Here is an 11,264-nt window from a genome sequence, read left to right as displayed (position 1 = left end):
GCCGGAGCTCGAGCGGGTCCAGACCGAGTTCATGCGCCAGTTCGTCCATCGCGACCTCGAGCGCGAGCATGCCGCTCGCTTCTCCGGGCGCCCGCATGAACGTGGGGGTCATCGTGTTGGCCCGGAAGATCCGGTAGACGCCGTCGAAGTTCGGGCACGCGTAGATCTCCGACGACACGCCGATCGAGGGTTCGGCCCAGTCGTCGAAGTGCGAGGTCGGGGACAGCTTGTGATGCCGGATGGCGGTCAGCAGGCCGTCGCGCGTCGCACCGAGGACGATGTGCTGCTCCTGCTCCTCGCGGTGCCCGACCGAGGTGAACATCTGCTCGCGGGTCAGCACGAGCTTGACCGGCCTGCCCACGTGCCGGGCGGCCAGCGCGGCCAGCGCCGCGTGATGGTGGATCATGGCCTTGGAGCCGAAACTGCCGCCGACATAGTGCCCGATCACCCTGATCTTGGACAGTGGCATACCGAGCAGCCGGGCGACGGTGATCTGGGTGGCGTTGACGCCCTGGGTGGTGTCGTGCAGCACCAGCTCGTCGCCGTCCCACTCGGCCGTGGTGCCCGACGGCTCGATCGGGTTGTGGTTGTTCGCCGCGTACGTGAACGTCGCCTCCACCCGCACATCCGCCGCCGCGAGACCCGCATCGATGTCTCCGCGCTGGATGCGGCCCGGCAGCCAGCCGCCGAAGATGTGCTCGGGTATGTATGCCTGGTCGCGGCCCTGCTCCAGGGTGACGACCGGGGGTGTTTCCGCGTAGGACACGCGCAGCTCGCTCGCCGCGTGCTGGGCCCGCTCCCAGGTGTCGGCGACGACGATCGCGATGTGCTGACCCGCGTAGTGGACGGTGTCGTCCTGCATCGGGAAAAAGGTCTGCCCGGGGGCGGCGGTGCCTGCCAGGGAGGGAATCAGCGGCGGCTGCTCCGCGATCCTCGGCAGGTTCCGGTGGGTCAGGACGGCGAGCACGCCCTCCTCCGCCTGGGCGGCGCTCGCGTCGATGTCGGTGACGCGCCCACTGGCGATGCGGGAGCCGACCACACAGGCGTAGGCCATGCCGGGGATCGGGATCTCGGCGGAGTAGCGGGCGCTGCCGGTGACCTTGGGGCGGCCGTCGACGCGGTCGAGGGGCTGTCCGATTGCCGGTGCGGTCGTCATTCCGGGCTCCCGCTTCCGTCGGCGGTGAGGGTTTCGAGGGCGCGTACGATGGTGCGCTGCGCGAGTTCGACCTTGAAGGCGTTCATGGGGGTCGGCCGGGCTTCGGCCAGTTCGGCGCGGGCCGCCAGCGCGAAGTTGTCCCGTACCGCGGCGGCCCCGATCAGGAAGTCCTCCACCCGGCGGGCCCGCCACGGCTTGGTGGCCACACCTCCGAGGGCCACCCGCACGTCCGCGACGATGCCGTCCACGACGGACACCGCGGCGGCCACCGAGGCGAGCGCGAACTCGTAACTCTCGCGGTCCCGGACCTTCAGGTAGAGCGAGTGGCGCGCCACGGGTGTCGCGGGCACCTCGATGTCGGTGATCAGCTCGCCGTGCTCCATCGGATGCTCGCGGTGCGGTGAGTCGCCGGGCAGGAGGAAGAAGTCGTCGAACGCATAGGTGCGTTCGCCGCCGGGGCCCAGCGTGTGCACCCGTGCGTCGAGGGACATCAGCGCCACGGCCACGTCCGAGGGGTGGGTGGCGATGCAGTGCTCGCTGGTGCCCAGGATCGCGTGACCGCGGTTGAACCCCTCGATGGCCGAGCAGCCGGTGCCGGGCTCACGTTTGTTGCAGGGCGACTCCGCGTCCCGGTAGTAGGAGCACCGCACTCGTTGCAGGAGGTTTCCGCCCATGGACGCCATGTGCCGCAGCTGTGCGGAGGCGCCGAGCTCCAGGGCCTGGCAGATCACGGGGAAGCGCTCGCGCACGGTGGGCGCGGCGGCGACCTCGCTCATCCGGGCCAGGGATCCGATGCGCAGGCCACCCTCCGGGGTGGCTTCGATGCGCGTCAGGGGAAGGTCGTTGATGTCGACGAGCCGCCGTGAATGCAGGACGTTCTGGCGGAGCAGATCGATCTCGGTGGTGCCGCCGGCCAGGAAGTCGCTGGTGGGATCGGCGCTGACCGCGGCGATCGCCGTCGCGGTGTCGGTGGCTCGCGAGTAGGTGATCGGCCGCACGGCAAGGCTCCCTAGGCTCCGTCGCGGACAGCGCGGATCGCGGCCCGTATGTGGGGGTAGGCGGCGCAGCGGCAGATGTTGCCGCTCATCCACTCCTTGATCTCGACGTCGTCGCCCGCATGGCCCTCCTTGAGCAGCGCCACGGCCGACATGATCTGGCCCGGAGTGCAGTAGCCGCACTGGAAGGCGTCCTCGGCGATGAACGCCTTTTGCATGGCGTGCAGTTCATCGCCCTCCGCCAGTCCCTCGACGGTGGTCACCTCACGTCCCTCGCAGGTCATGGCGAGCGTGAGGCAGGACAGCACACGATTGCCGTCCACCCACACCGTGCAGGCGCCGCACGTGCCCTGGTCGCAGCCCTTCTTCGCACCGGTCAGGTGCAGATGTTCGCGCAGCGCGTCGAGCAGGCTGACACGTGGCTCGATCTCCAGGGAGTGCTGGACACCGTTGACCGACAGCCTGACCCCGACCGGGCCGGGACCTCGCTCCTCAAGGATTTGCCCACGTTCGGTGCGGGCCTGACCGCGTACAGACATGGGTCACCTCCAGGAAGAGACCTTTTCATCCTCATACGGGCAGATATGTGCTGCAACCGTAGGGTTCCGCTCTGACCGACGGTGGGCCGGAATCCCGTGAGGGGTGACCGTGGTCCGCTTCCGGGTGAAGGCGCGAACGGCGTTCCAGGTGCGGGGGGGGGTCAGATCACGTGGTCGGCGCGCAGCGCGTCGATGTCCGCCGCGGTGTAGCCCAGTTCGGCCAGGATCCGGTCGGTGTGCTCGCCCGCTGCCGGTACGGCGTCCATGCGCGGTGCCGTACCAGCGAGATCGACCGGCGGCAGCAGGGCCGGCACTCGGGTTCCGCCGGGGATCGGGATGTCCCGCCAGCGGTCCCGGGCGCTGAGCACGGGGTGCGCCAGGAACTCCTCGACATCGTTGACTTCGGAGTTGGCGATGCCCGCCTCGTCCAGCAGTTTCCTCACTTCGCCGCTGCCGGACTCCCGGAAGCGTTCGGCCACGATCGCGTTCAGTTCGGTGCGGTGGGCCACCCGTGCGGAGCCGGTGGCGAAGCGAGGGTCGTCGACGAGGTCGGGTCGCCTGAGGAACTGCTCGCAGAGGGCGGCCCATTCGCGTTCGTTCTGGATGGAGAACAGGACCTCCTTGCCGTCGGCTGCGGTGTAGGTGCCGTACGGGGCGATCGTGGCGTGCTGGGTGCCGAGGCGTGGGGGCTGGGTGCCACCGTGCCGGGTGTAGTAGGCGGGCTGGCCCATCCACTCGGCCAGCGCCTCGAACAGGGAGACCTCCACGGCCCGTGCCACACCTGTGGTCGCGCGGGTGAACAAGGCGGTGAGGATGCCCGAGTAGGCGTACATCCCGGCGGCGATGTCGGCGACCGAGATCCCCGCCCGAGCGGATCCGTGCTCGTTGCCGGTCAGCGACACCAGGCCCGTCTGGCACTGCATGAGCAGGTCGTACGCCTTGCGGTCGGCCCAGGGTCCGGTGGAGCCGTAGCCGGTGATGGAGCACGGGATCAGCGACGGAAAGCGCTCGGCGAGGGCCTCCGTGCCCAGGCCCGCCCTGGCGGCCGCGCCGGGCGCGAGGTTCTGCACGAACACATCCGCCCCGCCGAGGAGTTGGTCCAGCACCCGCCTCCCCCGGTCCGACTTCAGGTCGAGGGAGAGGGACTCCTTGGAGCGGTTGAGCCATACGAAATAGCTGGACTCGCCGTGCACGGTGGTGTCGTACCGGCGGGCGAAGTCACCGCCGCCCGGGCGCTCCACCTTGATCACCCGGGCGCCGAGGTCGGCGAGCTGACGGGTGGCGAAGGGGGCGGCCACCGCCTGCTCGACGCTGACGACGGTGATGCCGGACAGCGGTGGGTCTGCGGGGTGCTCGGTCATACGGCGGCCTCCAGGAGCGAGTGTGCCCCGACCGTATTACCCGCACCGCTCACGCGTAGCACCGCGTCACGCTCTGCCGTACGCACGCCGGCTTCGCGCCGCCCCGCGCACGGCCTCCAGCGCGCGCCCGGCAGCGGCGGCGCGGAATGGGTGTTCTTCACGCGGTGCTTGCGGAGGAGTGGCCGTTGGTCTTAGTGCTTTCTTCCGAGGCGCGTTGCGCCGAGAGACCGATTCCCGCCCGTCCGGGCGACCATAGGGTGAGCCGCATGAGCGATGCAGCGCACAAGACCTCCCGACCGCGCGCTGGACGTCGTCCGGGGCTACACGGACCACGACGCCATCGCGGTTCAGGAGGCGCTGGCCGGTCTGGACGCGGGCAGCCGGACAGAGGTGTACGCCGTCCTGAGTGGTCTGCTGCGCTCCACCGTCAGCATCATGGAGCTGACCGGCCGGCAGTGGAAACCGGGCGACCTGGTGCGGCATGCCGACGAAGTCGCCGCCGCGGCCCCGCCCCACTACGAGTTCGCCGTTGCCGAGGCAACGCGGGCCTGGGCCCGCGGAGACCAGTCCGCGATGCGTGCGCTGTCGGGCCGAGACCTCCCGGGGGCCGTACACATGACGGCCGTAGGCGTCGCCGTTCTGGGTCTGGCGCTGTGGGGCAGGACCGGATTCCATGGTGTTCTCAAGGAGTTCCACGAGACCGTCACCGCGCTCGTGAACGATCGGCCTTCCGGCGTCTGACCACTTGCACCGGCGCGTCCGGATCTCAGACTCTCGTCGGCTTCGTCGTCGATGCCACCTGCCTGCGAAGCCGGCGAGAACGCCTTACCTCTTGCCGTGTGGCCGAACCCTTCACTGCGTGTGATCGTGGCTGATCGCCAACGCTAGTGCTGCGTTCCTCAAAGGATGTACACATATCGGCGGCGTAAGCGTCTGGTGGGTGGTGCGGGTCTGCCCCAGATCCAGGGTCGGGCGCGGGCGTTGAGCTGGTCGGTGGCGGCGCGGGTCGCGTGGGTGATGTGGTCGCGATCGCCGAAGGAGCGCCCGGCGAGAGCGGTCTTGCGAAACAGTCGCCACCAGCCTTCCTGCAGGTTGAGCCAGCATGCGCCGACCGGGATGAACGCGTGTGTGATGCGGGGTGGTCCTCCAGCCAGGTGCGGGTGGACACGCTGTTGTGGGAGGAGAGGTTGTCGGTGATTACGTAGATGTCCCCGTGCGGGTTGGCGTCCTCGACCAGCTGGAGGAACTGCTGGTAGTAGGCGCTGTTGCGGGACGGGGCGGTCATGGTGATCTCCTGCCCGTCCCGGGGGCGCAGGGCTCCGTAGACCCAGGTCTTCTCCGGGCCGCGGGAGTAGTCGATCTCGTTCTTGATGCGGTGTCCGTCCGGCGACCAGCCCGGTGCCGGCGGGAAGGTGCGTGGGATCACCGGGCCGAGTTCGTCGGCGCAGACCACGGTCGCACCGTCGGGCGGGCTGGTGTAGAGGTCGATGATCCGCGTCCTTTTCCCTCGAAGCCGGGGTCCTTCGACCGGGCCCAGGATCGGGTTCGGCGCCAGCGCACTCCCTCGGCCAGCAAGATCCTGCGCACCTGGGAACGGCCCACCTGGATGCCCAGCTCCTGAGCGGCGGCGGCCAATGCGTCCAGGGTCCACTCCGCCGGCCCCGTCTCATCCGGCGCCCACATCTCATTCGACGGCTGGACCTCGAGCCGGCCGGGCGGGGTCTGCTTGACCAGGCCAATGATCCGGGAACGTTCGGCCTCGGTGATCCTGCGCTTGCGGCCCTGCCCGCCCAGATCCTCCAGGCCATCCAGCCCGGAGCGGTTGAAGCGGTGCAGCCAGCGGCGCACCGTCTTCTGACTGCACCTCAGCTCGTTGGCGATCTGCGGGACTAGCCACCCGTCCCAGCTCAACTCCACCATCCGGCACCGCTCCACCACAACCTTCGGCGCCTTTCTGGCCGACGCCAGGCGGTGGACCACCGCCTGCTCGCCCTCGTCACGGCCCGGCCGTGCCCGCAGCACCATCGCCCAGCACCCGCCCCCGAGCACCCGCATCCACCCCGCTACCAGCAGCTATATACCCACCGAAAGCGGAATCCAGCACTAGCGACGCAGTACGGGACTGGGACCCGACCCCAGCCCGAATCGAACTCGGCACATGGACCTAAGAGGTCGCGCGGATAGGCGGTCGACAGGGCGGCGTCGAGGGCGCGCGGTCCAACTAGGCTCAATGAGTGAGCCGTTGCGGGCTCGGCTCTGATGGCATGATGCGTGACCAGCAGAGAGGAGCACACCCGTGACAGACGCGACGTCCTTCCTGCTCGAACGCCTGCACGCGGCCGACCTGACCGACGTCGTCGCGATCGAGCCAGCCACTGGAGGCCTCGCCGCGACCGCGGGGCTCGCGCGCCGCGGTGACGGCACGTCGGTGTTCGTCAAGGCGTTCGGCGAGCCGCCGTCGGACGACGCCTTCGCCGCGGAGGTCGAAGGGCTCACCGTGCTGCGCGAGGCGGGCGGCGTCGCCACGCCCGAGATCATCCTCGCGGACCGCGACCTGCTCGTGCTGTCCGTGCTGCAGCCCCGGCCGGGCACCGAGGCCTTCTGGGAGCAGCTCGCGCATGCGCTCGCCCACCTGCACACCACCACGCGGTACCCCCGATTCGGGTGGCACCGGGACAACTGGCTGGGCCGTCGTCGGCAGGTCAACACCTGGGATGACGACGGGTTCGAGTTCTTCGCCCAGCACCGTCTGCTGCGCTGGCTCGGCGAGCGTCGCGTCCAGGAGGCGCTCGACGCCGCGGACCGGGCGGCGCTGGAGCGGCTGTGCGACCGGCTGCCCGAGCTGCTGCCGGTCAGGCCTGCGTGCCTGACGCACGGCGACCTGTGGGCGCTGAACGTCATGGCCACTCCCGACGGGCGGCCCGCGCTGATCGACCCGGCCGTGTCGTACACGTGGGCCGAGGTCGACCTGGCCCACCTATGGACGACGGCGCCGCCGCCCGAGGCGCATGTGTTCTTCGAGCTGTACGCCGAGCTGACCGGGCTCGACCGCGACTGGCGCGAACGGATGCCGATCCTCCAGCTACGCCAGCACCTGGCCGTGATCGCCCAGTTCGACCCCGACTGGGGCGCCGCCGACCTCGTGCGCGCCACGCTCGCCCCGTTCCGGCAGCGGCCCTGAGCTCAGCTCAGAAGATCACTGCCTTCGGACCGCTGTGGAGGGAGCCATGGCCGTCACATACTTGATGCTCGCGCGGCTACCTGAAGGAGGCCTGGGCGCCTTCGACGCTTATGAAAGCGCCGTTTTGCCACTCCTTGCCGAGTATGGAGGACGTCTTGAGCGACGACTGCGCACTCCGGACGATCAGGTCGAGGCCCACCTCATAATCTTTCCCGACAGCGAGGATCTCGCTGCCTACCGCGCGGCCCCCCGGCGTTCTGCCGCTGCACCACTGCTGGAATCGTCTGGGGCAGCGGTCGAACTGCTAGCGGTCCGCGACGTGTAGTGATGGGGTGCAGCGTCAGGGGGAGGCAGACACAAGTTCCGTGATCATGGAGTTGCGACGCTCTGTGATCATCGGGGAGACCTGTGCCTGCGCTGCCATCATGGCTGACGGAACCGCTGTGGGACCAATTCGCCGCCCTGCTGCCGCGGCGGCCGGAGTACGATCCGGCCCATCCGCTGGGCTGCCACCGGCGCCGGATCGGCGACCGGATCGTCTTCGACAAGCTGCTGCAGGTCCTCCGGTTCGGGTGCTCCTACGAGGCGATCGCGGATTCCACCTGCTCGGCCACGACCATCCGCAACCGCCGCGACCAGTGGATAGGCCTGGGCCTGTTCGCCCGTCTGAAGGAGATCGCGCTCGACGCCTACGACCGCATCGTCGGCCTCGTCCTTGACCAGATCGCCGTGGACGGCGCCATCACCAAGGCCCCCGGCGGCGGCCAAGCGGCCGGACGCTCACCGGTCGACCGGGGCAAGCTCGGCATGAAGCGCTCGGGCATGACCGACGCCTACGGCATCCCGCTCGGTCGTGTCCTGGCTGGCGCCAACTGTCACGACTCGCCACTCCTGGCCCCAACCCTCGACCTTTTGAACGTACTTGGGCCACTGCCTGACGAGATCACTGTCCACCTCGATGCCGGCTACGACTCGGCCAAGTCCCGCACCCTGCTCGACGAGCGGGGCCTGCGCGGCCGGATCGCGCACAAGGGGACCAAGGCACCGTCCAGGCCATCCAGCGGTGGCATGTCGAACGCACCCACGCCTGGCAGAACGCCTTCCACCGGCTGGCCCGCTGCTACGAACGCCGGACCAGCGTCATCGAAGCCTTCTTCGACCTCGCCGACACCGTCATCATCGTACGTAGCCTGATCCGACGGGCATGGACCACCCACCGCTGGGATACACGCCCCCAACGCCGACCATGAGCAGCGGCCTATCCGCGCGACCTCTAAGTAGGGTCGGGGACTGGCGCGGTGGAAGATGCCCCGTTTCCAGTCCCCGACCCTACTAAGACGCTGTCAGCGAGCGAGGTCAGTGCCGTGGCTGCATCTCTGCGGGTTCGTCGCGCCGCACCTGGGCGGGAGCGGTGCGCTGGGCCACGATCCGCGTCCTGTGCGGCGTGCCGCTGACGGCAAGGGCGATCAGCGGGAGGAGGGTGAGGGCGGCGGCGACGGTGCCGACCAGGGGCGGGCCTGTCAGGCCGAGGGGGGACTCCAGGGCTATGCCGGCGATCGCCGAGCCGGCTGCGATGCCGGTGTTGTAGGCGGAGGTGGTCAGCGCGGAGGTGAGGGTGGGGGCGTCGCCGGCGAAGCGGACGGCGAGCGAGGTGACGACTGGGTTGACGGTGAATCCGGTCAGGGCCATCAGGAAGACGAGGGCGGTGGCCGTGACAGGGTTGATGGACAGCGGGATCAGCAGGAGCAACACCAGGGCGGTGGCCACGGCGGCGGTGAGGGTGGTGCTCATCGGGCAGCGGTCGCCCAGGCGGCCCCCGATGGTGTTACCGCCCAGGGCACCGACCCCGAAGGCGATCAGGACCACCGGGACGGCTCCCTCCGGGATGCCGGCACGGTCGGTGAGCAGCGGGGTGATGTAGGTGTAGGTCGCCAGCACGCCGCCCATGATCAGCATCGCGGCGGTGAGCGCCAGCCACAGCCGGCCCTGTCGCAGGGCGCCGACCTCGGCCCGGAGGGACACCTCGGCGCGCTGCTCGCTTGCGGGGATGAAGCGGCCGATGAATGCGGCGGCGAGCGCGGAGAGGACGGCCAGGGCCCAGAAGGGGCCACGCCAGCCGGTGAACTGGCCGGCGAAGGAGCCGATCGGGACGCCGACGACGTTGGCCAGGGTCAGGCCGCCCATCATGACGCCGATGGCGCGGGTGGAGTTGTGCGGGCCTGTGGCGGCAGTGGCGACGACAAATCCGACGGCCCAGAACGCTCCGGTGGCCAGGGCAGTCACGACGCGGGCGACGAGGACGATCGTGAAGGAGGTACTGAGGACCCCGACGACGTGGCCGAGGCTGAAGACGGCGAGGGCCAGGATCAGCGTCTGGCGCTGTGGCATGCGCAGAGTGGCCATGGCCATGGTCGGCCCGCCGACGATCATGCCGATGGCGAAGGCGGTGATCAGCAGGCCGGCGTGGGAGACACTGACGCCGAGGTCGCCGGCCAGCTCCGGCAGCAGGCCGGCGATGACGAACTCGGTGGTCCCCATCAGGAACGTGCCGGCGGCGAGCACCCACACGACGAAGGGCAGCTTGCCGGGGGTGGTTCCGGATGCGGAAGGCATACGTGTGGTCTCTCCTTGAGCGGAAAGGGGGCAGATCAGAGTGGGAGATGGCGAGGCCGTCGGAGCGGACGGTGGCCACGTCCATCACGGTTCCACGGATCGAACGGTTGAAGAAGGGAGGATCTTCTCCCCCTCTGGCGGGCGCCGCCTTCAGGGAGTGAGCAGCAGACCCGGTCATTGACCCTGACACCCGAGGGCAGGCGCGAAAAGCGGAGAAATCCGTCCGGGGAGGGAAACATCCTGGGAGTAAATTCTCCCCCTTTCCCGGGTGGGATCGGTGTCATGCTGGGCAGCATGACCGGCAACGTTCCCCTCAACGAGCTGGGAGAATTCCTCAAGAAGCGCCGTGGCGAGCTGAGCCCGCGCACCGTCGGACTGCCCGACGCCGGCAGGACCCGCCGGGTGGCCGGGCTGCGCCGCGAGGAAGTCGCCCAGCTCGCCAGCATCAGCACCGACTACTACACCCGCCTCGAGCAGGGCCGTATGCAGGCATCCGCGGCCGTGCTGGATGTCCTCGCCCGAGTGCTCCATCTGGACGACGACGAGCGGGCCTATCTCTTCCAGCTCGCGGGCAAGACCACCACCGCACGCGGGCGCCGCGGCCGGCAGCAGGTCCAGCCGCAACTGCAGCGGGTCCTGGACGACCTCACCGCCACCCCGGCCATCGTGCAGGGCCGACGCGGGGACATCCTGGCCTGGAACGCGCTGGCCGCCGCCCTGGTCACCGATTTCTCCCGCATCCCGGAAAAGCACCGCAACTACCCTCGGATCATCTTCACGGATCCGGCGATGCGCACCCTGTACGCCGACTGGAAGACCTCGGCGCAGACCGCCGTGGCCCAGCTGCGCATGGAGGCCGCCAAGTATCCCGAGGACCCCCGCCTGATCGAGCTGGTCGGTGAACTGTCCATGCGCGACGAGCAGTTCGCCCGGTGGTGGGGCGATCACCGCGTCGCCTCCCGCACCGTGGGCACGAAGACCCTCGACCATCCGGTCGTCGGCGAACTCGTGCTGGACTGGGACACCCTCACCGCCAACACCGACCCCGACCAGCACCTGACCGTCTGGACCGCCGCACCCGGCTCCCCCACCCACGAACGGCTGCGCATCCTCGCCTCCTGGGCCGCCGACCAGAACCTGGCCGCCTCCCCCTCCCTCACCTGACGGCGACCGCCGTAGACGAAACCGCTGACTAGCCGCCGATCGCCGACATGGGGCGGTCCGGCTGGATGAACGTCGGGTCGTCCAGGCCCGCGCCCGCCTTCTTGCCCCACATCGCCAGGCGCCAGATACGGGCGATCTCCTCGTCGGGGGCGCCGGAGCGCAGGGCGGCGCGCAGGTCGGTCTCCTCGCGGGCGAACAGGCAGGTGCGTATCTGGCCGTCGGCCGTGAGGCGGGTGCGGTCGCAGGCCGCGCAGA

10 protein-coding genes and 2 pseudogenes are annotated in these 11,264 nt (G+C 69.6%); 4 read left to right on the top strand and 8 right to left on the bottom strand.

Features of this window, described 5'->3' with window-relative positions; translation table 11 throughout:
• From ACTWQJ_RS35875 to ACTWQJ_RS35860, 4 genes are all read right to left on the bottom strand, one after another.
• Positions 1 to 1,156: xanthine dehydrogenase family protein molybdopterin-binding subunit (locus tag ACTWQJ_RS35875; protein WP_443310642.1), on the bottom strand; the 1,156-nt coding region annotated here is incomplete at its 3' end.
• A complete protein-coding gene (locus ACTWQJ_RS35870) occupies positions 1,153 to 2,154 on the bottom strand; it encodes an FAD binding domain-containing protein (RefSeq protein WP_443310641.1) in 1,002 nt (333 codons plus the stop codon). The genes ACTWQJ_RS35870 and ACTWQJ_RS35875, both read right to left, overlap by 4 nt.
• A gap of 11 nt (positions 2,155 to 2,165) precedes the next feature.
• Positions 2,166 to 2,690: a (2Fe-2S)-binding protein gene (locus ACTWQJ_RS35865; protein ID WP_443310640.1), complete on the bottom strand. Its 525-nt coding sequence runs from the start codon at positions 2,688 to 2,690 to the stop codon at positions 2,166 to 2,168.
• Between the two features lie 161 nt (positions 2,691 to 2,851).
• Complete coding sequence (locus tag ACTWQJ_RS35860) at positions 2,852 to 4,051, bottom strand: CaiB/BaiF CoA transferase family protein (RefSeq protein ID WP_443310639.1); 1,200 nt, start codon at positions 4,049 to 4,051, stop codon at positions 2,852 to 2,854.
• A gap of 273 nt (positions 4,052 to 4,324) precedes the next feature.
• Between ACTWQJ_RS35860 and ACTWQJ_RS35855 the strand changes: the two genes are divergently transcribed.
• Positions 4,325 to 4,792, top strand: coding sequence for a hypothetical protein (locus tag ACTWQJ_RS35855; protein WP_443310638.1), 468 nt, complete (start codon positions 4,325 to 4,327; stop codon positions 4,790 to 4,792).
• Between the two features lie 25 nt (positions 4,793 to 4,817).
• Here the strand turns inward: ACTWQJ_RS35855 and ACTWQJ_RS35850 are convergent, their stop codons facing one another.
• Complete coding sequence (locus ACTWQJ_RS35850; protein ID WP_443310643.1) at positions 4,818 to 5,477, bottom strand: transposase; 660 nt, start codon at positions 5,475 to 5,477, stop codon at positions 4,818 to 4,820.
• The gene (locus tag ACTWQJ_RS35845) at positions 5,474 to 6,106 is read right to left on the bottom strand and encodes a helix-turn-helix domain-containing protein (RefSeq protein ID WP_443310637.1); all 633 of its coding nucleotides are present in this window, start codon (positions 6,104 to 6,106) and stop codon (positions 5,474 to 5,476) included. The genes ACTWQJ_RS35850 and ACTWQJ_RS35845 overlap by 4 nt, the downstream gene beginning before the upstream one ends.
• Positions 6,107 to 6,347: 241 nt before the next feature.
• Here ACTWQJ_RS35845 and ACTWQJ_RS35840 point away from each other — a divergent pair, with 241 nt between their 5' ends.
• Entirely contained in the window at positions 6,348 to 7,232 is an 885-nt protein-coding gene (locus ACTWQJ_RS35840; RefSeq protein ID WP_443310636.1) for a fructosamine kinase family protein, read from the top strand.
• A gap of 408 nt (positions 7,233 to 7,640) precedes the next feature.
• Positions 7,641 to 8,482: pseudogene (locus tag ACTWQJ_RS35835) on the top strand (IS5 family transposase).
• A gap of 106 nt (positions 8,483 to 8,588) precedes the next feature.
• On the opposite strand, the gene ACTWQJ_RS35830 reads toward ACTWQJ_RS35835, so the two are convergent.
• Entirely contained in the window at positions 8,589 to 9,845 is a 1,257-nt protein-coding gene (locus ACTWQJ_RS35830; RefSeq protein WP_443310635.1) for an MFS transporter, read from the bottom strand.
• A 282-nt stretch (positions 9,846 to 10,127) separates the two neighbouring features.
• Here ACTWQJ_RS35830 and ACTWQJ_RS35825 point away from each other — a divergent pair, with 282 nt between their 5' ends.
• Complete coding sequence (locus ACTWQJ_RS35825; RefSeq protein WP_443310634.1) at positions 10,128 to 11,009, top strand: helix-turn-helix domain-containing protein; 882 nt, start codon at positions 10,128 to 10,130, stop codon at positions 11,007 to 11,009.
• A 28-nt stretch (positions 11,010 to 11,037) separates the two neighbouring features.
• Here the strand turns inward: ACTWQJ_RS35825 and ACTWQJ_RS35820 are convergent.
• Positions 11,038 to 11,264: pseudogene (locus ACTWQJ_RS35820) on the bottom strand (GTP 3',8-cyclase MoaA); the annotation flags it as partial.

Origin of the sequence: Streptomyces sp. KR55, assembly GCF_052245645.1 — a bacterium.
Taxonomy (GTDB): domain Bacteria; phylum Actinomycetota; class Actinomycetes; order Streptomycetales; family Streptomycetaceae; genus Streptomyces; species Streptomyces flavusporus.
The sequence above is the reverse complement of the archived record's forward strand: the minus strand, read 5'-3'. Positions and strand labels throughout refer to the sequence as shown.